25 protein-coding genes and 3 pseudogenes are annotated in these 25,192 nt (G+C 72.3%); 13 read left to right on the top strand and 15 right to left on the bottom strand.

Annotated features, from left to right (window positions below; genetic code table 11):
- The first annotated feature begins 2 nt into the window (after positions 1 to 2).
- Entirely contained in the window at positions 3 to 998 is a 996-nt protein-coding gene (locus tag OG349_RS00725; RefSeq protein WP_327232676.1) for a D-cysteine desulfhydrase family protein, read from the top strand.
- 53 nt (positions 999 to 1,051) lie between these two features.
- Here the strand turns inward: OG349_RS00725 and OG349_RS00720 are convergent, their stop codons facing one another.
- Complete coding sequence (locus tag OG349_RS00720) at positions 1,052 to 1,915, bottom strand: haloalkane dehalogenase (protein WP_327232675.1); 864 nt, start codon at positions 1,913 to 1,915, stop codon at positions 1,052 to 1,054.
- A gap of 228 nt (positions 1,916 to 2,143) precedes the next feature.
- Between OG349_RS00720 and OG349_RS00715 the strand changes: the two genes are divergently transcribed.
- Both OG349_RS00715 and OG349_RS00710 read left to right on the top strand, forming a co-directional pair.
- Positions 2,144 to 3,337 carry a threonine synthase gene (locus OG349_RS00715; protein WP_327232674.1) on the top strand — a complete coding sequence of 398 codons (1,194 nt, stop codon included), beginning with the start codon at positions 2,144 to 2,146 and terminating at the stop codon, positions 3,335 to 3,337.
- Positions 3,334 to 3,869, top strand: a pseudogene (locus OG349_RS00710) (helix-turn-helix transcriptional regulator). Before OG349_RS00715 ends, OG349_RS00710 begins: the two are co-directional and overlap by 4 nt.
- Here the strand turns inward: OG349_RS00710 and OG349_RS00705 are convergent.
- A complete protein-coding gene (locus OG349_RS00705) occupies positions 3,860 to 4,612 on the bottom strand; it encodes a hypothetical protein (RefSeq protein ID WP_327232673.1) in 753 nt (250 codons plus the stop codon). The pseudogene OG349_RS00710 and the gene OG349_RS00705 sit on opposite strands and share 10 nt — an antisense overlap.
- A gap of 214 nt (positions 4,613 to 4,826) precedes the next feature.
- On the opposite strand from OG349_RS00705, the gene OG349_RS00700 reads away from it, so the two are divergent.
- Positions 4,827 to 5,177, top strand: coding sequence for a hypothetical protein (locus OG349_RS00700; protein ID WP_327232672.1), 351 nt, complete (start codon positions 4,827 to 4,829; stop codon positions 5,175 to 5,177).
- Positions 5,168 to 5,272 (top strand): annotated as a pseudogene (locus OG349_RS00695) (hypothetical protein); the annotation flags it as partial. The gene OG349_RS00700 and the pseudogene OG349_RS00695, both read left to right, overlap by 10 nt.
- A 108-nt stretch (positions 5,273 to 5,380) precedes the next feature.
- On the opposite strand, the gene OG349_RS00690 reads toward OG349_RS00695, so the two are convergent.
- The 5 genes and pseudogenes from OG349_RS00690 to OG349_RS00670 all read right to left on the bottom strand — a co-directional run.
- Positions 5,381 to 6,247, bottom strand: a complete 867-nt coding sequence (locus OG349_RS00690; RefSeq protein WP_327232671.1) for a hypothetical protein — start codon at positions 6,245 to 6,247, stop codon at positions 5,381 to 5,383.
- A 423-nt stretch (positions 6,248 to 6,670) separates the two neighbouring features.
- The gene (gene tpg / locus OG349_RS00685; RefSeq protein ID WP_327232670.1) at positions 6,671 to 7,228 is read right to left on the bottom strand and encodes a telomere-protecting terminal protein Tpg; all 558 of its coding nucleotides are present in this window, start codon (positions 7,226 to 7,228) and stop codon (positions 6,671 to 6,673) included.
- A gap of 6 nt (positions 7,229 to 7,234) precedes the next feature.
- A complete protein-coding gene (gene tap, locus OG349_RS00680) occupies positions 7,235 to 9,352 on the bottom strand; it encodes a telomere-associated protein Tap (protein WP_327238394.1) in 2,118 nt (705 codons plus the stop codon).
- A gap of 77 nt (positions 9,353 to 9,429) precedes the next feature.
- A complete protein-coding gene (locus OG349_RS00675) occupies positions 9,430 to 9,840 on the bottom strand; it encodes a winged helix-turn-helix transcriptional regulator (protein WP_327232669.1) in 411 nt (136 codons plus the stop codon).
- Positions 9,841 to 10,074: 234 nt separating this feature from the next.
- Positions 10,075 to 10,615 (bottom strand): annotated as a pseudogene (locus tag OG349_RS00670) (SDR family NAD(P)-dependent oxidoreductase); the annotation flags it as partial.
- 130 nt (positions 10,616 to 10,745) lie between these two features.
- Here OG349_RS00670 and OG349_RS00665 point away from each other — a divergent pair.
- Entirely contained in the window at positions 10,746 to 11,348 is a 603-nt protein-coding gene (locus OG349_RS00665; RefSeq protein WP_327232668.1) for a TetR/AcrR family transcriptional regulator, read from the top strand.
- 38 nt (positions 11,349 to 11,386) lie between these two features.
- Here the strand turns inward: OG349_RS00665 and OG349_RS00660 are convergent, their stop codons facing one another.
- The gene (locus tag OG349_RS00660) at positions 11,387 to 12,037 is read right to left on the bottom strand and encodes a TetR/AcrR family transcriptional regulator (protein ID WP_327232667.1); all 651 of its coding nucleotides are present in this window, start codon (positions 12,035 to 12,037) and stop codon (positions 11,387 to 11,389) included.
- A 51-nt stretch (positions 12,038 to 12,088) separates the two neighbouring features.
- On the opposite strand from OG349_RS00660, the gene OG349_RS00655 reads away from it, so the two are divergent.
- On the top strand, positions 12,089 to 12,997 hold the full coding sequence (locus tag OG349_RS00655) for an SDR family NAD(P)-dependent oxidoreductase (RefSeq protein ID WP_327232666.1): 909 nt from the start codon (positions 12,089 to 12,091) through the stop codon (positions 12,995 to 12,997).
- Here OG349_RS00655 and OG349_RS00650 read toward each other — a convergent pair.
- From OG349_RS00650 to OG349_RS00640, 3 genes are all read right to left on the bottom strand, one after another.
- On the bottom strand, positions 12,990 to 13,388 hold the full coding sequence (locus OG349_RS00650; RefSeq protein WP_327232665.1) for a DUF6221 family protein: 399 nt from the start codon (positions 13,386 to 13,388) through the stop codon (positions 12,990 to 12,992). The genes OG349_RS00655 and OG349_RS00650 overlap by 8 nt on opposite strands.
- A 161-nt stretch (positions 13,389 to 13,549) precedes the next feature.
- Positions 13,550 to 14,278 carry an N-acetylmuramoyl-L-alanine amidase gene (locus OG349_RS00645; RefSeq protein ID WP_327232664.1) on the bottom strand — a complete coding sequence of 243 codons (729 nt, stop codon included), beginning with the start codon at positions 14,276 to 14,278 and terminating at the stop codon, positions 13,550 to 13,552.
- A 186-nt stretch (positions 14,279 to 14,464) separates the two neighbouring features.
- Complete coding sequence (locus tag OG349_RS00640) at positions 14,465 to 15,073, bottom strand: hypothetical protein (protein WP_327232663.1); 609 nt, start codon at positions 15,071 to 15,073, stop codon at positions 14,465 to 14,467.
- A gap of 184 nt (positions 15,074 to 15,257) precedes the next feature.
- On the opposite strand from OG349_RS00640, the gene OG349_RS00635 reads away from it, so the two are divergent.
- The 5 genes from OG349_RS00635 (at position 15,258) to OG349_RS00615 (ending at position 20,803) form a co-directional block, all read left to right on the top strand.
- Positions 15,258 to 15,869 (top strand): TIGR04222 domain-containing membrane protein, encoded by a 612-nt coding sequence (locus OG349_RS00635; protein WP_327232662.1) that lies wholly within the window; start codon positions 15,258 to 15,260, stop codon positions 15,867 to 15,869.
- Positions 15,870 to 16,101: 232 nt separating this feature from the next.
- A complete protein-coding gene (locus tag OG349_RS00630) occupies positions 16,102 to 17,769 on the top strand; it encodes a serine/threonine-protein kinase (protein ID WP_327232661.1) in 1,668 nt (555 codons plus the stop codon).
- Entirely contained in the window at positions 17,766 to 18,404 is a 639-nt protein-coding gene (locus tag OG349_RS00625) for a hypothetical protein (protein WP_327232660.1), read from the top strand. The genes OG349_RS00630 and OG349_RS00625 overlap by 4 nt, the downstream gene beginning before the upstream one ends.
- A gap of 95 nt (positions 18,405 to 18,499) precedes the next feature.
- On the top strand, positions 18,500 to 20,020 hold the full coding sequence (locus tag OG349_RS00620; protein ID WP_327232659.1) for a purine-cytosine permease family protein: 1,521 nt from the start codon (positions 18,500 to 18,502) through the stop codon (positions 20,018 to 20,020).
- Between the two features lie 66 nt (positions 20,021 to 20,086).
- Entirely contained in the window at positions 20,087 to 20,803 is a 717-nt protein-coding gene (locus OG349_RS00615; protein WP_327232658.1) for a GntR family transcriptional regulator, read from the top strand.
- A 31-nt stretch (positions 20,804 to 20,834) separates the two neighbouring features.
- Here OG349_RS00615 and OG349_RS00610 read toward each other — a convergent pair whose 3' ends face one another.
- The 3 genes from OG349_RS00610 to OG349_RS00600 form a co-directional block, all read right to left on the bottom strand.
- Positions 20,835 to 21,464, bottom strand: a complete 630-nt coding sequence (locus OG349_RS00610) for an alpha-ketoglutarate-dependent dioxygenase AlkB (protein WP_327232657.1) — start codon at positions 21,462 to 21,464, stop codon at positions 20,835 to 20,837.
- A gap of 183 nt (positions 21,465 to 21,647) precedes the next feature.
- Positions 21,648 to 22,022, bottom strand: a complete 375-nt coding sequence (locus OG349_RS00605) for an SH3 domain-containing protein (protein ID WP_327232656.1) — start codon at positions 22,020 to 22,022, stop codon at positions 21,648 to 21,650.
- 160 nt (positions 22,023 to 22,182) lie between these two features.
- Positions 22,183 to 22,644: an SPW repeat protein gene (locus OG349_RS00600; RefSeq protein WP_327232655.1), complete on the bottom strand. Its 462-nt coding sequence runs from the start codon at positions 22,642 to 22,644 to the stop codon at positions 22,183 to 22,185.
- 292 nt (positions 22,645 to 22,936) lie between these two features.
- Here OG349_RS00600 and OG349_RS00595 point away from each other — a divergent pair, with 292 nt between their 5' ends.
- Complete coding sequence (locus OG349_RS00595; protein ID WP_327232654.1) at positions 22,937 to 23,374, top strand: Asp23/Gls24 family envelope stress response protein; 438 nt, start codon at positions 22,937 to 22,939, stop codon at positions 23,372 to 23,374.
- 153 nt (positions 23,375 to 23,527) lie between these two features.
- On the opposite strand, the gene OG349_RS00590 is transcribed toward OG349_RS00595, so the two are convergent.
- Positions 23,528 to 25,174: an alkaline phosphatase D family protein gene (locus OG349_RS00590; protein ID WP_327232653.1), complete on the bottom strand. Its 1,647-nt coding sequence runs from the start codon at positions 25,172 to 25,174 to the stop codon at positions 23,528 to 23,530.
- Between the last annotated feature and the right edge of the window lie 18 nt (positions 25,175 to 25,192).

Here is a 25,192-nt window from a genome sequence, read left to right as displayed (position 1 = left end):
GGATGAGTGACGAGACTCCCGTACGGCTCGGCACCTGGCCCACCCCGCTGGAGCCGGCGCCGCGCCTCGCCCGGCTCATCGGGCTGGAACCGGACGACCTCTGGATCAAACGCGACGACCTCACCGGTCTCGCGGGCGGCGGCAACAAGGTGCGGAAGCTGGAGTGGACCGCGGGAGCGGCCCTCCGGCAGGGCGCCAGGACCCTGGTCACCAGCGGCGCACCGCAGAGCAACCACGCCAGGCTCACGGCCGCCGCCGCGGCGCGCCTCGGCATGGACGCCGTCCTCGTACTGAAAGGCTCACCGCCCGTCGCGGTGAGCGGGAACATCGCGCTCGACGGCATCCTCGGCGCCCGGATCGTCTGGGCGGGCGACGTCGACCAGGCGGGTCTGGACGCCGTCCTGAACGAGGTCGCGGAGGAGCTGCGCGCCCAGGGCGCCGAGCCCGCCGTGATCCCGTTCGGCGGGTCGAGTGTTCTCGCCGCCCGGGGATACGCGGAAGCGGGGCACGAACTGCTGGCTCAGGCTCCCGGCCTGGCGACGGTGGTGGTCGCGATGGGATCCGGCGGGACGATGGCGGGCCTGGTCCACGCGCTCGGCGCGGACCGGGTCCTCGGCGTGGACGTCGGAGCCGTCACCGATCCCGTCCAGGTCGTCTCGGACTTCGTCGCCGGCCTCGCGGGGCCCGGGGCGCGGGCTCCGCACGCGCTGCGTCTGCGCCGTGACCAGATCGGCGCGGGGTACGCGGACCTCACCGACGCCGTGACGGACGCGCTCACGACGACGGCGCGCGCGGAGGGGGTGGTGCTGGACCCGGTGTACACGGGCCGCGCCATGGCTGGTCTGATCGCGGCGGTCGCCGAGGGGGACGTACGGCCGGGACAGCGCACTGTCTTCCTCCACACGGGCGGCATGCCCGGACTGTTCGGCCACGCCTCCGCGATGGCGTGGGCGCAAGGTGCCGTCACCGGCTCCTCGACCGTCCGCAGCCGCCCGTAACACCCGCCCGTCCTGCGTGCGGGGTGACCCGCCGGGGCGTGGAACGCACGCGGTCAGGGCAGCTCGGGCAGCCATGCCGCGAGGGCGGCGCCGATCCGGTCGGGGGCGTCCTCCTGGACGAAGTGGATTCCCGGAACGCTGAGCTCGCGCTGGTGGGGCCAGGTGCGGCACTGCTCGCGAGGGTCGCCGGTGAGGAACTGGCCGGGCTCGGCGTCGACGAACAGCTTCGGCACCGGCGTGGTACGGAGCCAGGCCGCGTTGGCCTCGACCACGGCGGTGACGTCGGCGGGCTCGCCGTCGAGGGGCAGCTCGCGCGGCCAGACCAGCATCTGGCGGCGTGCTTCGCCGGGCTCGCGCCAAGGGCGGCGGTAGACGTCCAGTTCCTCCGGGGTGAGCTCGCGCAGAACGCCACCGGGAAGGAAGCTCTCGATGAACACATTGTCGTCGAGGACGAGCTTTTCCCCCTCGGGACCGCGAACGCGTCCGATGAACTCGCCCCCGTCGGCGAAGTGCGCCGGCGTCAACGGCGCCACGATCGCTTCCATGTACGCGATGCCGCGTACCGCGTCGGGGTGACGGCGCGCCCAGTCGAAGCCGAGCACCGAGCCCCAGTCGTGCACCACGAGCACGACGCGCTCCCGGACGTCCAGCCGGTCCAGCAGGCGCTCCAGGAAGGCGGCGTGGTCGGCCAGTCGCATGCCGCGCCCGGGCAGCGGGTCCGAGTCGCCCATTCCGGGCAGGTCGGGTGCCAGGCAGCGGCCGAGTCCCGTGACGTGGGGCATCACATTGCGCCACACGTACGACGAGGTCGGGTTGCCGTGGAGGAAGACGATCGGGTCGCCCTGTCCCGCTTCGACGAACGCGATCCTGGTGCCGTCCACATCGATGCGCCGCTTCTCGCCGGTCACCGGGCTCATCTCGACTCCATCCCCGCCATGTGTCAGTGGCGTTCGCTTCACGGCTCCGACAAAAGTGGCAGGCGCCGGCCAGCACAACGAACGATCAGGCCAAAGGAAACGGCGGGCGCGGAGAGCGGGAGGTGACCGCGACCACGCGCTGCGTCTCGACGAAGGGGCCAGCCCTGTATTTTTCGTCCAACTGGTCCCACCGTGCGACCCGTCCCACCGTTCGAAGGGCAGCCGACCATGGAACGTCCGACACCGCCCCGCTACCTCGACGAGCGGTCGGGCAGGACCTACCCGCTGACCGGCCGCCGCTGGCGCGGCGACGACGGCGCGCCCCTGACCGTGACCCCCCTGCCGGGCATCGGCCGCGACGACCTGGACACCGGCACCCGCTCGCTCTGGCGCTACCGCGCCGCCCTGCCCGTCGCGGTGGACCACCCGGTCTCGCTCGGTGAGGGCGGTACGCCGCTCCTCGCCTCCTCCTGGGGCGCGGTCCAGGTCTCCTTCAAGCTGGAGTGGTTCAGCCCGACGGGCAGCTTCAAGGACCGCGGGACGAGCGTGATGATCTCCCACCTGGCGGGGCAGGGCGTCACGGACGTGATCGAGGACAGCTCGGGCAACGGAGGCGCCTCCGTCGCGGCCTACTCCGCTGCCGCGGGCCTGGGCGCCGAGATCCTCGTACCCGAGTCGACGTCGGAGGCGAAGATCCTCCAGAGCCGCGCGTACGGAGCGCGGGTGCGCCTCGTGCCGGGCGACCGGGACGCGACGGCGGCCGAGGCGGTCCGCCGTTCGGCCGACACCCCCTACGCCAGCCACAACTGGCACCCGTTCTTCCTTCAGGGCGTCAAGACCCTCGCGTACGAACTCTGGGAGGATCTCGGCTTCACCGCGCCCGACAACGTCGTCACGGTCGCCGGCGCGGGCAGTGTGGTCCTCGGCTGCGACCTGGGCTTCTCCGAACTCCTGGCGGCCGGCCAAATCCGCCGCCTGCCCCGGCTGCTCGTCGCCCAGCCCGCCAACTGCGCCCCTCTGCACGCCAGTTTCCAGGCCGGGGGCGAGACTCCCGTACCGGTCGACCACGCGCCGACCATCGCCGAGGGCGCCTCCATCCGGCGGCCCGTACGGCTCCCCGAGGTGCTGCGGGCGATCAGGCGGTCCGAGGGCGACATGGCGGCGGTCCCCGAGGCGGACATCGTGTCCGCCGTCCGCCGGCTCGCCGCCAAGGGGCTCTACGCGGAGCCGACCAGCGCGACCGCCGCCGCGGCGATCGACCTCTTCACGGCCCGGGGGGTCATCAGGCCGGGACAGACCACGGTCGTGGTGCTGACCGGGTCCGGGCTCAAGGCCCCCGCCGTGATGGGACGGCTGGTCGCCGGGGAGGACGACGGGAACGGGTCGCCAGGACGGGGCGAGGGGACCGGGAGGACCGCGTGAGCGACGAGGACGAGCTGCTGCGGGAGTCCGAGAAGACCGTCGTCGCGCTCGGCCGGATGTTCCCGGGGCTGTGCGAGGTCGTCCTGCACGACCTGCGCGACCCGGAGCACGCCGTACGGGCGGTCGAGGGCGGGCTGTCCGGCCGTCGGGTGGGCGACCTCGCCACCGAACTGGGCCTCGCCCGCATCCAGGACCCCGGCTACCCCGACGTCCTCCAGAACCACCCCGACCGCGTCCCCGGCGGCAGGGCCGCCAAGAGCACCTCGATCGGGATCAGGAACGGCGAGGGCCGGTTCGTCGCGGCCATCTGTCTCAACCTGGACGTCTCGCCCCGCGCGCCCTGGGGCCCGCCGCCCGGAAGGAACTGGTCCGTTCCCTCCAGGCGCGGGGCTTCCTCCAGGTCAAGCACTCCGTACAGACCCTCGCCCAGTTCCTCGGGGTCTCACGCGCCACGGTCTACAACTACCTGCGCGGACGGCCGGACCGGGGACTGGGGGAGGAGGGAGACGAGGGAGGGCGGGATCAGCGGTAGACGGGTGAGGGGAACGAGGCGGGGGCCGGGCTGAACAGGGCCGTGTAGGGATCCTCCTCGTAGTGCCGGCGGTGGCGCCCCGCCTGGCCGTTGTCGACGGACGACGGGGACGGGGACGTGAGCAGCCCGTCGGCGGCGAGCGTCTGCACGCGCAGCAGGAGGGTCCGCAGGTCGAGTCCCAGCTCGCCGGCCACCGTCTGGAGGTCGAGGCCGGACTGCCAGCTCCACAGCAGGACGGAGTCCATGCTCGACGACCAGACGACGTTCTCCTCGACCATGGGCCCCGTCATGGGCGCGGCCTGGGGCGGCGGGGACGGGTCGTACAGGGCCGGGTCCGGGTGCTGCGGGTTCATCTCCTCCCTGGGGTGCGGCAGATGGACCTCCATCTCCGTGGTGGTGTCGACCGGGGAGGCCGTGGAGGCCGTCGAGACAGGGGAGTTCGGCTGGAGCGGGGGCTCCGGCGGGTCCTCGGCGGCGCAGACCAGGAGGAGGTTCTTGGCGACGCTGCGCGCGTCCTCCCGCCCGACGGTGCGGCGGGCCACCCGTACCTCCCGCTCGTTCAGTCCCATCAGATCCGCCACCGAGCCGTCGTTGCCGACGGTGACGGCGAAGGCGGCGAGGGTTCTGTTCCGCTCGGCCTGCGCGTCGTCCAGCGTCGACTGCGCCTGGCGGACACGCTCGTCGCTGGCACAGAAAGCTTCCGCCAGGACGATGTTCCGCTCCCAGAGTTCACGTGGATTCACACACCGAACAACGCGCCGACCGGCAAAGAGGATGGACCGTTCAATCAATTACACCCAAAGGAACCAAACGTGTGATCGGGGGAACTGGGGCAAATAGTATGCGAAAGGATACTGCGGTGCCTGCCCTGTACGTGCGTTCGGCTCCACGGCCCGGCCGTCCCACCCTGTGGAGTGCCGCTTTAACCGGCGGCTCCGTACGCGCGAGGGTGGGCGGGTGTCCCCCGCACCGCGAGCCGTCGACAGCGCCCCTTCCTGGTACGTGAACGCGACCGCGAGGGACTGGACCTGTGAGCCGCCACCGGCCGACGTACCCCTCTTCCACGCGGCCCTGCCCGCGCCCGGCCCGACGCCGCTGGTCGAACTGCCCGCGGTCGCCGCCGGACTCGGCGTCCGGCGCGCCTTCGTCAAGGACGAGTCGACCCGCCTCGGACTCCCGGCGTTCAAGGCGCTCGGCGTCTGGTACGCGGTCCACGGCGTCCTCGCCGAGCGCGTGGGCGCACCGCCGGGACCGGCGACCGTCGAGGAGATGCGCGCACGCGCCGCCGCCCTGCCCCGATGGAGTTGATCGCCGCCGGCGACGGCAACCACGGGCACGCGCTGGCCCGAACGGGGCGGCTGCTGGGCCTGCCGGTACGGATCTTCCTCCCCGAGGCGGTCGGCGCCCGTACGACCGCGACCATCGCCGCCGAAGGTGCCCGCGTGGAGGTCAGGGCCGCCGGGCGCCGGGCGCCTGCGCATCTCGCTGATGGGCCCAGCCAGCGTCGGGTATCAGCTGCTGAGGTCGAGCATGCCCCACGCGGTGAACGGCTCGGCCTGGACGTAGATCCTGTTTCCTCGGCCGACGACCCGTCGGCGGCCCGGGGCGGTGCCATCAGGGAGGGTGAGCAGGCCGACGTCCGTTGGCTCGACCGATGATTCGGTGAGCTTGCCGTGAGCGAGTCGGTCCTGCTCCTCACCGTAGCCGCCGTAGAAGGCCACCTGATCTCCGTGGACAGCCACTGCCTTGGCGCCCCGTATCTGGTTCGTCCAGACCCTCACGGGCTGTTCGCGTCGGTTGGGGCGTATCTCAGCGAGCGGGAAGTCCGTGTAGGTGCAGGCCCAGGCGGTGGTGCCCGACACGTTCAGGGCGTAGCAGTCGAAGAGGCCGGGGATGTCGGCACTGTCCGACGCCCACATGGGGTGGCCTGTGGTGCTCCAGCGACGGATTCCGGACGGGTTCTCGTCGAAGTGCCCGACCCAGATGAGGCCGGCCTCGTCCACGAGCAGGTGCTCGATGGCGTCTCCGACGGAGAAGGATGAGGTCTCCTGGCCGAGTCCGTCGAAGAGCTGGACCTGGTTCCCGTCCTCGTACCGACGGGCGCGAGACGCAGCGACGACGAATCCGCCGTCGGGCAGGCGGTCCAGATGCGGCCAGCGGGCCCGGACGGCGCGCAGCTCGGTCAGTTCGACGGCGCCGTCCGGATGGACGGACACGACCAGGGCGTCGAAGACCCGGACATCGCCGCCGGGCTGCGGGGCGTGTTCGGCGAGCAGCCAGTGGGCGACACCGAATACGTCGACGGTACTGGTCAGGACGTGGCGATCGTGGTGAGCTCGGGGGAGGTGAGCGTAGGGAGTGAGGGCGGTCGTCTGCACGGGCGGGCTCTCCTGGGTGGGCGGTCACGGCCATCGGGCGCTGCGGTGAGCGGCGGGCGGCGGCGCGCGAGCGGTAGAGAGGGGAGCGAGGCGCCTAAACGGCATGGCTCTTTCTGGTCGTCATGAGGTGATCGTTGTCGACATCCCACCTCGTGACAAACTCTTTCGCCGCACGGCCCCCATGACGACTACGGGTCGACCTGGCTGGCCTCAGGGCTGGCGCACCAGCGTGCACAGCCCGCCAGATCAAGTCCTCATCCGCCACCTCTAGTGCTCAGTCACACCACAGTTGTCGACCTGTCGCGCTCAGGCTCAACCGCCCACAACACCGTCGGTGACAACCAGCCTGCCTATGTGACAACCATCGTGCTTCGGCTCAATCGGCCGTCACAACGGGCTGCCGTACGGGCGCGGGAGCCTTGGTCAGTAGTCCAGTTCGATGTAGTCGATGTCCGTGAACTCGACCGACAGGCCCTGGGCGCGGCGGCCGCCGTCCTTGAAGTAGATCTCCTGGAGGCCCTCCGCGGCGATCGCGCGGAGTTGGTCCTCGGCGGCGCCCACGGAGCGGGCCTCGAAGAGGCGGGCCGCGTACGGGGGCGGGAGGTGCTGGGTGATACGGCGGATGCGACCGTCGTCCGATGTGCCGGGGGCCGCCGTGAAGCCGAAGCGGGCGCGCGTTTCGATCACCACGCCCGTGGAGCTCGCGGCCTTCCGGCGGGCGCGTTGCCTGACCCTCGGCTGCCAGTCCTTCCGTACCTCGTCGGCGAGGCGCGCCGCGAGATCGGCGCGCGGGCGTTTCAGCTGGCCCTTCACGTACCGCTCCACCGTGCGCTGCGAGATGCCCAGGCGCCGGGCGACCGCGCGGGTCGAGCCGCCCTCCTTCCGTAGGAGGAACTTCATCCGCGCCTGCGCGGACGCCGGGATCGGGCGCGTGAAGGTGTTGGCCTCCGCCTTGTCGAGACTGTCGCCCAGGATGCCCATCAGGTGTTACTCCCCGTCGATCGCGGCGTCGGTGCCTTTGATGTGCCGCGCGGGGTTGTGGCCCGCGTCGAGCATCCGTACCGCCCACATCAGATCCTGGGTGCCCTCGTGCTTGACCATGCCGGGACTGACGCCGAGCCGGAATCCGCCGGGCAGCGGCTTGCCCTCCGGGGTGTACGGCAGGAAGTCCAGGGGTGAGGGTCCGTCGGACAGGTAGACGGCGCAGTCGGAGAGCACCGCGACCGGGAAGAGGCCGGTGGCCGCCAGCTTGAGCATCTTGCGGTGCATGTTGACGCGGGCGGCGGAGATGACGGCGGCGCGGATGTCGGGCCGCCAGGTGGGGCGTTCGAGGGACGGCCAGCGTTCGCCGAAGGTGTACGCCGTGCCCTGCGGGCGCTCCCGCAGTTTGCCGATCCCGCCCTTGACCGTGGACTTGACGGCCGTCAGCACGGCGACCTGCGCGGGGTCGGCGCTCTTGTGGTGTTCCATCGCGGTCAGGAAGTCCCGCTCGGACATGCCGGTGACCACGCCGAGCCGCTCCATGGTGGCCAGGTAGGCGTCCCGCAGCCGGGTGTACCAGGCGTCGAGGTACGCCCCGTTCGCGGGCCGGACGTACGCCTCGGCGGGTCGTACCGGATGGCCCAGCTCCGCCGCGTACGCCACGGTCGGGGTCGCGTACCAGGCGGGGCCGGACGGCCGGGTCCCCTGCGGGGTGAAGGGGGACGGCAGGCGCGGGTCGATCTCGATCCCGGAGAGGTCGACCAGCCACGAGCCGGGCAGCTTCTTGTCGAAGGCCGGGTTCGTCACGTGGACCGCCGGGCCCGTACCGACCACCAGGCGGTTCGCGGCGGCGGCGAAGGCCATGTTGACGTCGATGCCGACCGCGTACGGCTTCGCGCACTCCTCGTCGGTCAGCAGCTCGGGGTCACGGATCCAGTCGTACGCCTCCTCGTCCAGCACCTCGTCAGGGGTGCGCCGGTGGGTACGGGGGTACAGCGCGGCGGCCACGGGGTGTTCGTCGGGGGCCTCGGGGGGCGCCGGGTCGACGGCGGCGGTGAGCGAGCCGGGCACCGGCCCGGAGACCCAGGCGCCGGTCTCGTCCTGCACCGCCCTGGTCGGGGGCCGCAGGGCGGTCATCAGCTCCAGGCCGGAGACGGCGGTGGAGCCGCGGGGGGTGAGGACCGACGTGGCGTAGGAGCCCAGCACATGGGCGAGGTCCGCGGGAGAGAGTGCGCCGGCGTCACCCCAGGCGCGTTGGTCGAGCGCGCCCCAGGGCACCACCGCGAGCTGCACACACTGCCGGCGGCCGTCCCGTGCGGGCCGGTAGATCCGCGCCCACGGGCCGAAGCCGCGCTTGGTCAACTGCCACTTGGCGCGGGCCAGTCGCTTGAGGACGGGGTGGCCGTCGGGCAGGCGCAGGGCGCGCCGGTCGGCCAACTCGGCGGGCAGGCCGAGGCGTTCCGCGGCTCCCTCGGTGAGCACGATCAGCGGGTCGGCGTCCTTGCCGTTGCGGTGCAGGCGGGGGGCGCCGAGTCCGGCCTCCGCGAGGGTCCAGGCGACGAGGGAGACCACGTCGTCGGCCGGGCAGTCCAGGACGGTGCCGGCGGCGCAGTACGCGTTCCCCTCACCGTCCAGGACCGCGAGGGGGCCGTTGGCGAAGCGGGGGTCGGGGGAGGTGGTGGGAGCGGTGGGGGTGGACGTGCGTGCGGGGGTGGGGCGTCGGCGTGGCGGTTGGCTCACCGGGGGGCTCTGCCGGACCGGGGCCGGCGGCTCGGCCGCGCGAGGCGGCGGGGTCGGGGCGGGGGCGGGGACCGGGGCTGGGGCCTGCTCGGGCGGCGGTGGCGCCGTGGGCGGTTGCTCGGCCGGCGCGGGGTGGCGGGCGGCGAGGCCCTCCAGCAGGCGGATGTACGCGGCCCGCTTCGGCGCGCGCGGTTCGGTGCGGCCCGCCTCCCAGGCGGTCACGGCCTCGCGGCGCACGTCCAGCGCCCTCGCGACCTGCTCCTGGCTCAGGCCGGCCGCCTTCCGCAGGCGCTTGCGCTCGTCCGGCTCGGGCAGCCCGTCCTGCGCGGCCACCTGCTCCAACAGCGCGTCGACCGAAGCGAAAAGCTCGTCCTGCTGCGACACAGCAGTCACCTCCGCCCCTCACCCTATCGAAAGCGCTCATCGCAACGCACATGAAACACACCGGTCAGGACGGGTCGTCAGCGCCCCGCGCCAGGCGCCGTGTCCGCACCCGCGTCCGCACCCGTCCCCGTGTCGTACGCAACACGCGAAGCCTCGATGCCCGCCAGGTTCTCCTCGGTCCAGTCCACGACCTGATAGAGGATCGTATGCAGGCCACGGCCGCGCTCCGTCAGCGCGTACTCGACCCGGGGCGGGACGGTCGGGTGCACCGTACGGCTCACCAGTCCGTCGCGTTCGAGCCGGCGCAAGGTGGCGCTCAGCATGCGCTGGGTGATCCCGTCGGTGAGGCGGCGCAGCTCGTTGAACCGCCGGGGAGCGCCGTCGAGGCGGCAGATGACGATCACCGACCACTTGTCGCCGATCCTCTGGAGCACGTCCCGCAGCAGGGCCCCCTGGTCGGCGCGCGGCACGTGCGCGGTGTCCGTCATGAGGTTCCCTCCGGGATACCAGGGCAGTCGGAACTGCCTTCCTGCGGGCTCCTGGGCCCCGTCCGATGCTGGACGGAGACAGTATCCACCGTATACCTAGTGGCCCACCGGGAGCCGATCGTGCCCGCCGCGGGCCGGTGAGGGCGAGTGCGCTGTGTCCGGTGTCCCTGGCAACGATCTGCTCATCCGTGGAGGCCACGTGGTGACGTACGACCCGGTGATCGGCGACCTTCCCTGGAGGAGCAGCGGCCGGACCACCGCGAAGGCCGCGCGGGTGAGGGCCGAGGAGTGGGACATCGCGGTCCGGGAGCCGGTGGTGTCGGCGCCGCCGGGATGGGCGGCGACGGCGAGCGGTCCGGTCGCGGGCAGTCTGCGGTCGAGTTCGTACGTGAACATCAGGTTGGCCAGCTTGGAATGCCCGTACGCGGCGGTCCGGTCGTAGGGGCGGGCCCGCCAGTCGGGATCGCCGAGATCGATCGGGCCGCCCATGCGGTGGCCCGCGCTGCTGACCGTGACCACCCGGGAGGCGGGGGAGGCGGGCAGCAGGTCCAGCAGCAGCCCGGTCAGGGCGAAGTGCCCCAGGGGCGATCTCCTCCGCCGCGTGCTTGCCCTTGTCGGGGTCCCGTACCGCCAGGACCACCGCCGCCCCGCGCAGGGCGAGAGCCTTGGCCGTCTCCAGGCCGATGCCGGTGTTGGCGCCCGTGATCACGGCCGTGCGACCGCTCTGGTCGGGGATGTCGCGGGCCGTCCAGCGTGCGGGCTTCGGTCGGGGCATCGGTTCCTCCACAAGTAGGGGGTACGGGGGGTTGATGGCCGGCACTCGGTGGCCGCCACCGGGCCAAGAGAGGCCCACGCCCATGGTGAATGCCATTCACCTTCTGGTGAATAGTGTTAACCTTGAGGCCATGACAGTCAAACGGCGCCCCACCGGCACCCATCACGGGGATCTGCGCAACGCGCTGGAGGAAGCCGCCCTCGTCCTGGTCGCCGAGCGCGGCCCGCACGGATTCACCCTCGCCGAGGCCTGCCGGAAGGCCGGGGTGAGCGTGTCCGCGCCGTACAAGCACTTCGCCGACCGGGAGGCCCTGCTGGCCTCACTGGCCGTGAAGGGATACGAGGAGCAGCGCCGCCGCTACCGCGCCGCGCTGGCCGCGCACACGGACCCGGCCGAGCAGCTGGCGGCGTTCGCGGTCGCCTACGTACGGTTCGCCGTCGAGGAGCGCGCCCTGTTCGACATCACGTTCATGGCCGGCCTCGACAAGAGCCGCCACCCCGAACTGGCCCGGGCGGGCGGTGTGTTGCACGACGACCTGATGCCTGTCACCGGCCGGATCGCCCCCGGCGCGGACCAGGCGTTCGAGCTGCTGGTCCAGGTCGCCGCGGCGGCCCACGGTCTGGCCCTCTTCCAGCGGCAGGACATGCTGCCGGGCCTCTGGAACACCCCCTCGTCCGTCGAGGAGCAGGCCGCCCGTGCGGCCCGCGCCCTCGCCGGCCGGCATATCCGCTGAGCAGTCGCTTTCGGAGACTTCCGGCGGCGCGGTGTCCGCTACGCCGTTTCGCCGCCGCTCGCGACCATGCGGACGAGGGTGTCGACCAGCGCGTCCGCAGTGGTGCGCAACTGGTCGGTGTCGAGGTGGCCGCTCAGCTCCATGTCCGCGATGCCGTGGGCGCCGCTGAGCAGCAGGGCGCCGTAGTGCCGTGTGTCGCGCCCCCCGACGACGTCCGCGACGATCGCCAGGAACTCGTCCCGGAACCGCCCGGCCGCGCGCATGCGGTCCGCGATCAGGTCGCCCTCCGTTCCGCACAGCTGACGCCGGACGTGATCCAGTCCCTCACCGAGTTCTTCGGGGCGGTGTCCGGGGCGCCGGAACAACATCTGGTACAGGTGCGGCCGGTCCCGGCCGACACGGAGGAGCGTACGGAGAGCGCCCCGCAGCCGGTCCGAGGCCGACAGGTCCGGGTCGGTCCGCAGCGCGTGGACCTGGTCGGCGATCCGCTCCCAGCTCTCGGTCGCGACGGCGGTCAGCAGGCTGTCCTTGCCCGTGAAGTGCCGGTACGGCGCCCCCCTGGTCACCCCGGCCCGCGCGCCCACCTCGCGCAGAGTGACCGCTTCGGGCCCGCCGAGGTCGAGGAGTTCGGCGGCCGCGTCGAGCAGGGCGCGGCGGGTGGCAGCGGCGGACTCCGCGCGGGTGACCATGGCGCCCATCATACAGTTGACAGTGTCATCCGAACTGGTAGCGTCGCCAAGGTGACAACGTCATCCGAAACGCAGAAGCTGATCGTCGTGACCGGAGCCTCCACGGGCCTGGGCGCGGCCACCGCCCGGGAACTGGCCCGGCAGGGATTCCACGTTCTGGCCGGCGTGCGACGGGAGAACGACGCCGACGCGATCCGGGCGGCCGGCGTCGAGCCGGTCATCCTCGACATCACCAGGTCCGAGCAGGTGGAGGCACTCGCCGCCCGGATCGCCGACGACCCGCGCCCGCTCCACGCGCTCGTCAACAACGCCGGAATCCAGGTGAACGCGCCGGTCGAAACCCTGCCGTTGACCGAGTGGCGGCGCGTCTTCGAGGTCAACCTGTTCGGCCACATCGCCGTCACCCAGGCGCTCCTGCCCGCACTGCTGCGTGCCAAGGGCCGCGTGATCAACATCAGCTCGATCGGCGGCAAGTACGCCATGGCCACCTACGGCGCGTACGCCGGCGCCAAGTTCGCCCTGGAAGCGGTCAGCGACTCCCTCCGCCGGGAGGTCGAGCCGCTGGGCGTCCAGGTTGTCGTGGTCGAGCCGGGCGGTGTCCGTACGGAGATCGCGGCCCGCGGCATCGCGACGGCGGACGACCTGGCCACCCGGATGACCCCGGAGCAGCACGCGCGTTACGGCAGCCTGGTCCGGGCGAACAACACCTTGATGGCCACGGGCACCGCGTCGGGCCTGACCGCCGACGCCGCCGCCCGGGTCGTCGCGAAGGCCGTGACGGCCCGCCGACCGCGTACCCGCTACACCGCGGGCCGGGACGCCGCCCTGATCATGCGCCTGGGCCCGTTCCTGTCCGACCGCACACTCGACCGCGTCCTCGCCGCCAACCTGCGCCGCCACCACCCGAAGGGAGCCGGGGCATCAGCGTCCATCGAGGTCTCGGCGTCCGCGTCTAAGTGAAACGCGGCAGCCAACTCGCCCGGTAGTCCGGGTGGTCGGCGTGCTCCGCCGCCAACTGGCGTACGGCGAAGCCGAGGCCGACCGCGCGGCCCGACGGGAAGTCGGCCGCGGGGGAGTCGACGTCGAGGGCCGCCAGGGGGACGTACTGGTCGAGCAGGACGCGGCTCGATCCGATACGCCGAAGGGTCCGCGCCGGGTCCTGGCGGGCGATGTGCTGGTCGAAGCCCCGGGTCCGGACGCTGAAGGTGATCGCTCCGAGGTCGTCGTGCACCTCGCCCGGCGACTCCTGGGGGGTGCGCCACCCGGCGCCTCCCGCCGCCTCGGCCAGCTGCTCCTCGTCGTCGAGGCGCGCGCGTACGAAGGCCACCAGGTCCGCGTTGTGCTCGGTCATCAGGCTGTCGGTCCCTTGCGGTCGAGTCCGGATCGCAGAGGGAAGCGTATCGTCACCGCCGGGTACGGACGTACCGTCCCTACGGCCGGGCAGGGCGGTCAGATGTACCGCCCGTACGGCCGGACAGGGCGGTCAGCCCGTCGGCCACCGCACCACGCCGGTCACCTCTTCCGCAGCCGCGCCACCATCTGCCGCAGATGGGGGATCTGCTCGTAGAGCGCCTCGCCGGGACACTGGGTCTCGTACTCGTCCCGGTGCCCGGAGATCACCTTCAGCTCCGCGGGCTTTCCCTTCGGGAAGCGGCTCCCGTCGTTGTTGGACACCATCCGCACCTGCCCCTCGGGGTCCACCCCGCGCGGCAGCTTCCACGCCGCGACGGCGGCGATCGACCTCAGCATCGCGGGCGGCACCTCCTGGCCGCTCCCGAAGTGGCCGAGCGCCGCGATCCCCAGGGTCCGGCCGTTGAACCCCTTCGCGTGGGCCCCGCGCACCGGCCGGTCCACCCCGCCCGCGCGCCCTTCGTAGATGTTCCCGCAGCGGTCCACGACGAAGTTGTAGCCCAGGTCGTTCCACCCCATGTCCTGGATGTGGTGCTCCTGCATGGAGCGCAGCATCCCGGGCACGTCCGCACGGCAGTCGTAGGTGTTGGAGTGGTTGGTGTGATGGAGGAACACCATCTCCACCGCCCCGGTGTACGCGGGCTTGTCCCGTACCGCCTTCTCGTCCGCGTGCCACACCGACCGCCCGATGATGGCAGGACGGGGCGCCGCCGGCCCGACCCGGACATGGGGGTGCCGTGGCTCCGGTGTCCTGCTCTCCGGAGCGTCGCACGTCACCACCAGTGCCAGCGGCAGAAGCGCCAACCCCTGCCTGATCTTGCGGGGCCACATCCCCCCAACCTGGACCCCCGGGCCCGTACCGCCAAGCGGGACGCGCCCGGTCGGGTGAGGGAAGTGCCCGTACGGCCGCCACCACCGGCCCCCGACGGACCAGGGCCTGTCCGGCGCCCGGCCCGGTACCCGGCGTCCCGCCGCCCACCCCCGGTACGGGACGACCGGCGGCGGGGGCGCGGGCGGTCAGTTCGCCTCGACCCCCGCCATGCCGTCCGGCGTGACGCTGAACCAGGTGTCGTCCACCCCGTACCCCTTGACGTCCCCGGGCTCCATGTCCTCGCTGTACCGGTAGACAGGCTGTCCCGACAGGGTCACCTGGAGGCTTCCGTCCGCCCGCTTGACCACACCCACGTCGGACTCCTTGACCCCGTCGACGAAGATCTTCCCCTTCGGGGCGATGAGCACCGGCGGCCAGGTGTCGGTGCAGGTGTCGTCGCAGTTCGACTTCGAGGGGCTCGCCCCGTCCTTGTCGAAGCGGTACAGCGTGAATCCGGCGCCGTTGACGACGTTCGAGTCCGGGCTCCCCGTCGTGACGGCGGTCAGCTGCACCCACTTCTTCGCCACCTCCGACACGACCGGCGTGCCGGGCACGTTCGCCCAGTCACCCGTCCTCGCCGGCGCGTGGTTCTCCTTGGCGGTGCCCGACAGGAAGCTCAGGTTCCCGAGCAGGGCCCGGCCGGCGGTCGCGGCGCGGTCCGAGGTCCCGCCCGTACCGTCGCCGCACGCCGTCAGCAGCATCGCGCCTATGACGGCCGTCGCCGCGATCGTCCCTGTGCGCTTGCGGAACAACATGGATCTCCTCGTGGTGCGTGCTCCGTCTCTGCCGGAGCGCCTAATCCTCACACGTGCGCAACCCCCTTGATTCCTCAGCCGGTTACCTGTCCGGGACACAACGCCGACCGGATCGTGGCCTGGGGGTGACCTGCCGGGACGACACTGGAAGCAGGACACCACCTGGACGAACGGGGGATCTTCCATGGCGGCCTTGTTCCGACGACGTGTTCGGCCCGCGGTTCCGGCAGCGGTACCGGAACTGGATCCGTACGACATCGCCCATCTCGCCGGCGGCCCCCGGCGGGTGGCCGAGACCGCGCTGACCGGGCTGCGGGACCGGGGCCTGGTCCGTGTGCTCGGCTCCCGGGTGCGGGCCGTCCCGTACGACGCGGGGGCGCCGGCCGGCCCGGCCGGGCATCCCGTCGAGGAGGCACTGATCGCGCTGTGCCCGCGGGGGAGGGGACTGGCCGCCGTGCTCGTGGGCGTGGCCAACGACCCCGTGACGGAGCGGATCGGGGACCGGCTCGTCTCGTACGGTCTGCTCACCCGGCGGTACGGCCTCACCCGGGCCGGACGCCGCCACCTGGAGTCCGCCCGCCGGGAGGGGACCCTCCCGGCGTACGTCTTCGAGGGCCCCGCCGCGCTCCCGGACGCGCGGTTCCGTGCCACGGTCACGGCCGCGACCCTGCCGTCCGGCCTCGGCAGGACCCTGCTGCGGATGGCGAAGGCCCTCGACAGGGACGCGGACTCGCACGGGCACGGCGACTCAGACGGGGGCCACAGCTGCGGGGGCGGCGGGGGCGGGGACTACTGAGCCGGGACCACGGAACCGGGCCCGCCGGTCCGTGGCCGCGCCCTCGCGGGAACCGGCCGCGACCGGATCGTGTCTGCGTGGGGGACGGGACACGGGCCGCCGTGCCAGGGTCGTGGAGGTACGGCCCCGGCGCAGAGGCGGACAACGACGGTCGCCACCGGGGCGGTTGTCAGGCGGGGGACACGATGAGCAGCAGGCATGGGCGGAACCGCCTCGCCACCGGGGGAGTCCGGTGAACGCGTGGACGGTCCCCGGGTACACCGAGTCCCGGGAGCTGGGCTCCGGCGGCAGCGGACGCGTCGTCCTCGCCGTGCACGACGGCACCGGCGTGCCCGTCGCTGTCAAGTACCTCAGCGAGAGCCTGCGCACGGACGGCGGCTTCGTCCAGCGGTTCCGCGCGGAGGCACGCCTGCTCGGGGCGCTCGGCTCGCCGTACGTCGTCGGGCTGTACGAATACGTCGAAGCGCCGCCGGGCGCCGCCATCGTGATGGAACTCGTGGACGGCATCGCCCTGCGCGCCCTGCTGCTGCGCGAGGGACCCACCGGCCCCGAGGCGGCGCTCACGGTCCTCAAGGGCTCGCTGCTCGGGCTGGCCGCCGCCCACCGCGGCGGCGTCGTGCACCGCGACTACAAGCCGGAGAACGTCCTCGTCGCGGCCGACGGCTCGTCCAAGCTGGTCGACTTCGGCATCGCCACCGCCCGGGGTACGACCCCGGGCGTCGCCGGGACCCCCTCGTACATGGCCCCCGAGCAGTGGCACGGCGAACCCGCCTCGCCGGCCGCCGACGTGTACGCGGCGACCGCGACCTTCTACGAATGCCTCACGGGCCACAAGCCGTTCCGGGGCGAGAACTTCGCCGAACTGGCGCTCCAGCACATCGAGGCGCCCATCCCCGAGGACGAGACCCCGGAGGCGCTACGTCCGCTGATCCGGCGCGGGCTCGCGAAGGACCCGGGAGACCGCCCCGAGGACGCCGAGGCCTTCGTGGCGGAGCTGGAGGAGATCGCCGGGGCGGCCTACGGACCCGACTGGGAGGAACGGGGCCGCGGCCGGCTCGCGGCGCTGGCCGCGCTGCTGCCGCTGCTGCTGCCGTCCGCGGCGGGCCAGGCCTCCGGCACCACGGCGCTGGCCACCACCGCGCTGGGCGCCGCCGGGGCCGGGCACCACCTGCGCCCCGGCCTCAAGGCCGTACTGACCGGTGTGGCCGCCCTCGTCGTCGCGGTGGTGGTCGCCGTCGCGGCGGGCGCCACCGAGGACGCGCCCCGGCGGACCACGGCGCAGTCCGTCGCCACCACCAGCGCGCTACCGTCCGTCACCGGCCCGTCCGGCGCCGGGACGCCCAGCTCCTCGGTGGGCCCGTCCGGCTCCGGGAGCCCGCTCCCGTCCGGCAGCGCCTCACCCGACCCGTCCGGCGGACCGGCCGACGAACCCGGTGCGCCCCCACCCACCCTCTCCGAACCGGCCCCGGATGCCACCGACACCACAGCCCCCGAACCCCCGCCGTCCGGGAAGCCGTCGGGCGAACCCTCCGGCGAACCCGTCGTCTCCCCGCCCGCCACACCCCCGGTGAAGGTCACGTCCGTCTCCGTCTCGGGGCTGCGGCGGTCCGGCGACTCCGGCGCCACCGCCAACCTCGACATCGCCACGGACGGCCCCGGTCCCGTGAGCGTCGTGGTCACCTGGTTCGCGGGCACCGCCCAGGGGGAGTTGGGCACGCCGGACGGCTCCACGACCTTCGAACGCAGCGGCGCGACGCGCTACACCCTCGCGCTGGACCACACGTTCGCCGAGAACGCGAAGGTCTGCTTCTGGGGTGTGCGGGCCACCACGGATCCGGCCGCCGCGACCGGCGGTTCCTCGCAGCAGATCCAGATCGGACGGGGGTGTTCCGCCGCATGACCGGAACACGTGGTCCGTACGACAGGGCCGGGGACGACGAGGCGTACAGCGCCACCGCGCTGGGCAGCCAGTGGTTCGAAGGACCCGGCAGCGTGCCGCCCGACCGGGTGGAGGGCGGCGTCCTGCGCTTCGGCCCCGGGGTGACGGCGCTCGACCGTACCCACCGGATGAGTGACACCACAGCCGCCCGGTGGCACGGCCTGCCGGCCGGGCCGGACTCCGCGCCGCCCCGGACGGCCCGCCGCCGCGGCCCGCGCCGCTACCTCCTGGGCGCCGTCGTCCTGCTCGCCGTGCTGGCCTTCCTCGCCTGGCAGCGGTACGGCACCACCGTGGCCGTGCGGGACGTGGCGGTGCACACCGCCGGGGGCCGCCCCGGCTGCGACGGGACGGCGGACATCGTGGGCGTGGTGCGGACCGACGGCCGTCCCGGGACCGTGACCTACCGGTGGATACGCAGCGACGGCACCACCTCGGGCGAGCTGCGCGAGCAGCTGGCGCGCGGCCAGGAACAGGCCGAGCTGCACCTGTTGTGGACGTTCCGGGGCCGGGGGGACTACCGCGCCGACGCGGAACTGCGCGTCACGGCGCCGACCCGCCATTCGGCCGCCACGCGCTTCACGTACCACTGCGGCTGAACCGCTCCCACCAGCGCCTGTCCTTGACGGCTTGTTGACGACGTGAGATACCCATCCTATTCTCGACTGAACACGTCTAGACAGGCAGGTCGGCGATGGCAGGCACTCTCGACAGCGGCTCCGGCTCCGGCCCGGGACCCGACTCCGGTTCCGGGTCAGGGCGACAGATCCAGGTGGAGACCCACGGTCTGGACGTGATCGGCGACGCGGAGCGCAAGGGCACCCCCCGTCAGCTCTTCTGGCCCTGGTTCGGGGCCAACGTCTCCATTCTCGGCCTCAGTTACGGCGCCTTCGCGCTCGGCTTCGGCATCTCCTTCTGGCAGGCCCTGATCGCCGGGCTGGTCGGCATCATCGTCTCCTTCCTCCTCTGCGGCTTCATCGCGGTCGCCGGCAAACGCGGCTCCGCGCCGACGATGGTGCTCAGCCGCGCCGCCTACGGCGTGCACGGCAACCGGCTGCCGTCGGTCGTCTCCTGGGTGCTCACCGTCGGCTGGGAGACCGTCCTCACCTCGCTGGCCACCCTCGCCACCGCGACCGTCCTCGGACGGCTCGGCTGGGGCGGCGGGACCGAGACCAAGATCATCGCGCTGATCCTCATCAGCGCGCTCGTCGTGGTCGGCGGCGTGATGGGCTTCGACCTCATCATGCGGCTCCAGACCGTGATCACCGTGGTCACGGCCGTTCTCACCCTCGTCTACATCGGGCTCGTCGCCGACCACATCCACTGGCACACCGTCAGCGCCCTCCCCGGCGGCTCCGCCGAGGAGTTCATCGGCGCGCTCGTCTTCCTGCTGACCGGCTTCGGCCTCGGCTGGGTCAACGCCGCCGCCGACTACTCCCGCTACCTGCCCCGCCGCTCCTCGACGCGCGGAGTGATCGGCTGGACCACCGTGGGCGCCTCCGTGGCACCGGTGATCCTGCTCATCTTCGGCCTGCTGCTGGCGGGCTCCTCCAAGAGCCTCAACACGGCCATCGCCGCCGACCCCATCGGCGCGCTCACCACGATCCTGCCCACCTGGTTCCTGGTCCCGTTCGCGATCGTCGCCGTCCTCGGCCTGGTCGGCGGCGCGGTGCTGGACATCTACTCCTCGGGGCTCGCGCTGCTCTCGGCGGGCCTGCGGGTGCCCCGCTACCTCGCCGCCCTGTTCGACGGCGTCCTCATGATCGCGGGATCGGTCTACATCGTCTTCTTCGCCGACAACTTCCTCGGCCAGTTCATCGGCTTCCTGACCACCCTCGGCGTCCCCGTGGCGGCCTGGTGCGGGGTGATGCTCGCCGACCTGCTGCTGCGCCGCCGGCCGTACGACGACCTCGACCTGTACCGCCCCCGTGGCCGCTACGGCGATTTCGCGTGGGTGCCCCTGGTGCTCACGGTCGTCGCCACCGCGCTCGGCTGGGGTCTCGTCACCAACGCCGCAGCCAGTTGGCTCAACTGGCAGGGCTACCTGCTCGGCCCCTTCGGCCTGGGCGGCAAGACCGGCTCCTGGGCCTTCGCCAACCTGGGCGTGCTGGCCGCCCTGGTGCTCTGCTTCGCCGGATATCTGCTCCTCGCGCGCGGCCGGGTGCGCGCCCAGGAGCGGCGGCCGGCGACGATCGGGGACAAGCTGCCCGTATGAGTTCCGTACGGGACGGCCGGCACCGCCCCGGACCCAACACCCCGAGAAGCTCGCGGGAGAAACGACATGACCGGAATCTGGCTCAAGCATCAGAAGATCTCCGAGGCGCTGGCCAAGGAGATCCGCAGCGGTGGACGGCGGGCCGGTGAGCAGCTGCCGGGTGAGAAGGCCCTGGCCCAGCGTTTCTCCGTGAGCCGTACCACCGTGCGCGCCGCCCTGGCGGAACTGAGCGAAGCCGGCCTGATCGTCACCCGGAGCGGCAAGGGGTCGTACGTACTCTTCGACGGCCAACCCCTGGACACGCCCCTGGGGTGGGCGCACGCCCTGGCCACCCAGGGCATCTCCTCCCGGGTCCAGACGATCGCCGTCGAGGAGGTCAACGACGACGCGCTGGCCGAGCGGCTGGGCGTGGATTCCCCCGTCTTCGTCCGGGTCGCGCGGATCCGGGAGCTGACCGAGGAGGGCTGCGTGGTGTCGTACGAACGCAGCTTCCTGCCCCCCGTTCCCGGGGTACGGGAGCTGCCGAGGCAGGGGCCGGCCGAGATGTCGCTCACGGAGGTCATGCGGCAGGCCGGACTCCACCCCGACCACGGGGAGCAGCGCCTCGGCGGGCGCCGGATCAACGCGCGGGAGGCGGAGCTGCTGCGGCGGGAGCCGGGCGACTGGTTCCTGGACGCGCAGCGCACCAGCTTCGCGTCGGACGGCTTCTTCGTCGAGCACGTCGTCAGCCTGCTCGACCCCGAGCACTTCCAGATGTCGCTCGAATTCCAGGGCGGGGCCTAAGACCCAGGGCCGGGGGCCTGTCCGGCGGGACTCAGCTGACGCCCTGCGGGCGGAACTGGACACTGATCCGGGGGCCGACGCCGCGTGTGGTCTTCGGGATCGCGTGTTCCCAGGTCCGCTGGCACGAGCCGCCCATCACGATCAGGTCGCCGTGCCCCAGCGGCACCCGCCTCGTGGTGCCGCCGCCCCCGCGCGGCCGCAGCGTGAGGTCGCGCGGCTCCCCGACCGAGAGGATCGCGACCATGGTGTCTTCCGTGGAGCCGCGCCCGGTCCGGTCGCCGTGCCAGGCGACGCTGTCCCGGCCGTCCCGGTAGTAGCAGAGCCCCGCCGTGGCGAACGGCTCACGCAGCTCGGCCGCGTAGTGGACGCCCAGGGCGGTGCGCGCCTCGTCCAGGACGGGGTGGGGGAGGGCGTCCCCGGCCCGGTAGAACGACAGCAGGCGCGGTACGGCCACCTCGCGGTCGTACATCCGGCGCCGCTCGGCGTGCCACGGCACGCCGGCCACCAGTTCCCCGAAGAGTGTGTCCGCGCCGCTCAGCCAGCCGGGGAGGAGATCGATCCACGCCCCGTCGCCCAGCGTGGTGCGCCGGAGGCCGCCGAGCGGACCCAGGCGTACGTCCTCGGACTGCTCGAAGAGTGAAGGCTGGAGATGTACGGACATGTGCACCAGCGTAAGCCCGAATAATCGAATGTGTGAGCTATTTTAACGCCGATGACGCAGGGTATCCGTGGCGTCGCGCCAGGTGCGGGAAAGGTGACCAGGGAAACGGCTGCGGGAACGGCTGCGCCGGACCCCCGGCGGCGTCCGTCGGAGGTCCGGCGCGCGTCCGCCCTGTCGGGTCGGTCAGAACCGGCAGTACGCCACCGGCGAGAAGTTCTTCACGTAGCGGGCCGAGACCCAGCCCCGCTTCGAACCGCCGAGCAGGTACCAGAGGTTGTTGCCCTCGACGTTCTGGCCGCGGGTCTTGCAGTACAGGGTGATGATCGTGCCGGGCTGGAAGCTGCCGAGGTACGCGGAGTTGGTCGTCGGCCTCTGGCGGATGCTCAGCGGGAGGCGGGCGGTGACCTTGCCCTTGGGGAGCGCCGCCACCGCCGTGGTGGCCTCCGGCGGGGTCGTGCCCGTCGCGGCGGCGGGCGTGGCGACCAGGGCGCCGGAGCCGGCGAGGATGGCGACGGCGAGGGCCGCGGTGATCCGACGCTTGATGCGCAGTTCGTACACAGTTCCTTCTTTCCCTGAAGGGGTGGTACCTCCTTATGGCACGTGGCCCCACCCGGCGCCGGGACGGACACGGGAACGTCACCCGGATGCCCCGGACAGCACACCGCCCGGCCGCGTGCTGCGGCCGGGCGGTGCGGTGGGGCGGTTGAGCGACGAGGGGTCAGCCGCGGGCGCGGCTCCGGCTCCGGCGCCCGGTCATCCCCAACACGGCCGTGGCGAGGGCGAGGCAGACGCACGCGGCTCCGACCGCGACGTTGCTCGCCATGGTTCGTGTCGTGGTCACGTTCCCGGCCACGACCCACGGGGCGATGATCGTCCACACGCCGATCCCCAGCGCGGCCCATCCCATGCCGTGCGTCCGCTCGTACGCCGCGGAACCGAACCCGAGGGTCAGCAGGGTGAACGCGATGCCGGCGATGAGGTTGGTCACGGTCAGGGTCGTCAGTCCGCTGAAGCCCACTATCCAGGGCGAGGCCGCCAGGAAGAGACCGGCCAGCAGGCTCAGGCTCTGCACGGCCTGCGCCAGGGGCGTCGCGATGGCCCGCTCGGAACGTGCCTGCAACGCACGGATGTCGGGATGGTCCTCGATGGTCGATGACGGACGAGGTGATGGTGATGCCATGGCCAACTCCTTCGGCTGTGGGTGTGGCTCGTAAAGTGACGTTCCCATCCTCGGACGATCAAAATGTCGCATAAGGTAAAAAATCCGTTAAGCGGAGTTTTAGGGCATATGTGAAGCCAGCTGATCGCTCTCCGTGCCCGGTGCGCCGGAAGCGGGGGCCCGCGCGCGGGCCCAGGAGCCGGGGAGTGCTCACCCGAATGGCGTGCTCCGGGGAGGGCGCGCACAGTGGAGTGCGAGGGGGACGACGGGGGTTCGAGTGAGCGATCAGCCTCTGCGAGAAGGGAAATCTCTCATGGCGGAAAACCAGTCCGCGGTGACCACGCGGCACAACGGAGCACATCACGAGGTCAAGGGAAACACGGTCATCGCCGACTCGGTCGTGTCGACCATCGCCGGCATCGCGGCGCGCGACACGGGTGGTGTGTACGCGATGGGCGGTGGCATGTCCCGCACGATCGGGGCCGTACGCGACCGCGTGGCGGGTAACGACGATCCCACCCGGGGCGTCAAGGTCGAGGTGGGCGAGAAGCAGGCGGCCATCGATCTGGAGATCGTGGTCGAGTACGGGACCCCGATCTCGCAGGCCGCCGGCGACATCCGCTCCCACGTCTCCGACGCGGTCCAGGGCATGACCGGACTCGAAGTGGTCGAGGCCAATATCAGCGTACTCGACGTGCACATACCGGGATCCGACGACGACGGAGACTCGGGGAACTCCCGCGTGGAGTGACCCACGACCCGAACGGCGCGTGAGCGCGCACGACGGCCGCGGTGACCCTTCGCCGGACGCCGGGCCCGTACAGGGACGTTGATCCCCGACGGACCCGGCGTCCGCCGGTCAGGAGCCGGTCAGGATGTCGGTCGGCAGTCGGTCAGGTGTCCCTCACGCCGGTTCGAGGCCGGGGTTCCCGGCCTCGGTCACGAACGACGCGGCGGTCGAGACCGGTGCGCCGGGTGTCGTGACGGCGGAGACGGTACGGAAGTCGGCCCGCGCCGACTCCCGGCCCAGCGTCACCAGCGCGTAGCCGCGCCGCCCGTTGTAGAACTTCATGTGCGGGTTGGCCTGCGTGTACGTCTCCCACGTCGCGGGCTTGTCGGCGCCGTCCTTGCCGCTGGCGATGGAGGTCGCCACGATCTCGGTGCCCACCGTCCGGGAGGCCGGGTCGTCGAAGTCGCGCTTGATGTCGTACGCGTAGGCGACGTGGACGTCACCGGTGAGCACCATCAGGTTGGCGACGCCGGCCGCCTCGGCCCCGTCCAGCAGGCGCTTGCGGGCGGCCGGGTAGCCGTCCCACGCGTCCATGCTGACCTTGGCGACCGGGTTCAGGTCCAGCCTGCGCGCGGAGAAGTTGACCTGCTGCGGCACGACGTTCCACACGGCGCGGGAGTTCTGCCAGCCGTTCAGCAGCCACCGCTCCTGCGTCTCGCCGGTCATGGTGCGCGACGGATCCTCCGACTCGGGCCCCGGGACGTGCGCCGTGTCGCCGTACGCCTGGTCGGAGCGGTACTGGCGGGTGTCCAGGACGTCGAACTGCGCGAGCCGGCCGAACTGGAGCCGCCGGTACAGCCGCATGTCCGGACCCTGGGGGCGCTGCGGGGTGCGCAGCGGCTGGTTCTCCCAGTACGCGCGGTAGGCGGCGGCCCTGCGGAGCAGGAACTCCTCCGGCGGTACGTCGTTCTCCGGCGTCTCGTCCGCGTAGTTGTTCTCGGTCTCGTGGTCGTCCCACGTCACGACGAACGGGTGCGCGGCGTGCGCCGCCATCAGGTCGGGGTCCGACTTGTAGAGGCCGTACCGCAGCCGGTAGTCCTCCAGCGTGACGGTCTCCCGGTTGTAGTGCGCGGGCAGCCGCCGGTCGGTGTAGTTGCGGGTACCGCCGACCGCCGTCACGGCGTACTCGTACAGGTAGTCGCCCAGGTGGAAGACGACGTCCAGGTCCTCCTCCGCGAGGTGCTTGTACGCGGTGAAGTAGCCGTCGTGGTACGCCTGGCAGGAGACGGCGGCGATCCTCAGCTCGCCGATCGTGGCGCCCCGCGCGGGCGCGGTACGGGTACGGCCCACGGGGCTGATCCACGTACCGACACGGAAGCGGAACCAGTACACGCGGTCGGAGTCCAGGCCCGGGACGTCGACGTGCACGCTGTGGTCGAACTCCGGGTGGGCGTCGACCTGTCCGCGCTCGGCGATCCGGGTGAAGCGGGCGTCGTGGGCGAGTTCCCACCGTACGGCGACCCTGTTCCTCGGCAGGCCGCTGTCCGGCTCGTACGGTCTGGGCGCGAGCCGGGTCCAGAGCAGGACGCCGTCCGGGCGCGGGTCACCGGAGGCGACGCCGAGGGTGAACGGATTCTCGGTGATCTTCGCGGCGTCGAGCGCGGCGGCGCTCGCGACCCCGGCGGTCGGCAGGTTCACGGCGAAGGCGAGCGCGGCCGCCGCGCCCGTCCCGGTCAGGAACCGGCGGCGGCCGAGATGCCGGGCGGCTGCTCTGAGTTCAGGTGCGTGGGTACCCGGCGCGTGGTGGTGTACGGGTGTCATGTGACCCTCCCCTGACGG

Origin of the sequence: Streptomyces sp. NBC_01317 (assembly GCF_035961655.1) — a bacterium.
Lineage (GTDB): Bacteria > Actinomycetota > Actinomycetes > Streptomycetales > Streptomycetaceae > Streptomyces.
This window is presented reverse-complemented; position numbering and strand designations above follow the sequence as displayed.

Bases quoted from the DNA above. Each gene is read 5' to 3' on its own strand.
- OG349_RS00610 (WP_327232657.1), bottom strand. From the start codon at position 21,464: ATGTCCGTACATCTCCAGCCTTCACTCTTCGAGCAGTCCGAGGACGTA.
- OG349_RS00645 (WP_327232664.1), bottom strand. From the start codon at position 14,278: ATGTGGCCCCGCAAGATCAGGCAGGGGTTGGCGCTTCTGCCGCTGGCA.
- OG349_RS00675 (WP_327232669.1), bottom strand. From the start codon at position 9,840: ATGACGGACACCGCGCACGTGCCGCGCGCCGACCAGGGGGCCCTGCTG.
- OG349_RS00640 (WP_327232663.1), bottom strand. From the start codon at position 15,073: ATGTTGTTCCGCAAGCGCACAGGGACGATCGCGGCGACGGCCGTCATA.
- tpg (WP_327232670.1), bottom strand. From the start codon at position 7,228: ATGGGCATCCTGGGCGACAGTCTCGACAAGGCGGAGGCCAACACCTTC.
- OG349_RS00615 (WP_327232658.1), top strand. From the start codon at position 20,087: ATGACCGGAATCTGGCTCAAGCATCAGAAGATCTCCGAGGCGCTGGCC.
- OG349_RS00720 (WP_327232675.1), bottom strand. From the start codon at position 1,915: ATGAGCCCGGTGACCGGCGAGAAGCGGCGCATCGATGTGGACGGCACC.
- OG349_RS00665 (WP_327232668.1), top strand. From the start codon at position 10,746: ATGACAGTCAAACGGCGCCCCACCGGCACCCATCACGGGGATCTGCGC.
- OG349_RS00600 (WP_327232655.1), bottom strand. From the start codon at position 22,644: ATGGCATCACCATCACCTCGTCCGTCATCGACCATCGAGGACCATCCC.
- OG349_RS00625 (WP_327232660.1), top strand. From the start codon at position 17,766: ATGACCGGAACACGTGGTCCGTACGACAGGGCCGGGGACGACGAGGCG.
- OG349_RS00715 (WP_327232674.1), top strand. From the start codon at position 2,144: ATGGAACGTCCGACACCGCCCCGCTACCTCGACGAGCGGTCGGGCAGG.
- OG349_RS00590 (WP_327232653.1), bottom strand. From the start codon at position 25,174: ATGACACCCGTACACCACCACGCGCCGGGTACCCACGCACCTGAACTC.
- OG349_RS00725 (WP_327232676.1), top strand. From the start codon at position 3: ATGAGTGACGAGACTCCCGTACGGCTCGGCACCTGGCCCACCCCGCTG.
- OG349_RS00635 (WP_327232662.1), top strand. From the start codon at position 15,258: ATGGCGGCCTTGTTCCGACGACGTGTTCGGCCCGCGGTTCCGGCAGCG.
- OG349_RS00595 (WP_327232654.1), top strand. From the start codon at position 22,937: ATGGCGGAAAACCAGTCCGCGGTGACCACGCGGCACAACGGAGCACAT.
- OG349_RS00660 (WP_327232667.1), bottom strand. From the start codon at position 12,037: ATGGTCACCCGCGCGGAGTCCGCCGCTGCCACCCGCCGCGCCCTGCTC.
- OG349_RS00620 (WP_327232659.1), top strand. From the start codon at position 18,500: ATGGCAGGCACTCTCGACAGCGGCTCCGGCTCCGGCCCGGGACCCGAC.
- OG349_RS00650 (WP_327232665.1), bottom strand. From the start codon at position 13,388: ATGACCGAGCACAACGCGGACCTGGTGGCCTTCGTACGCGCGCGCCTC.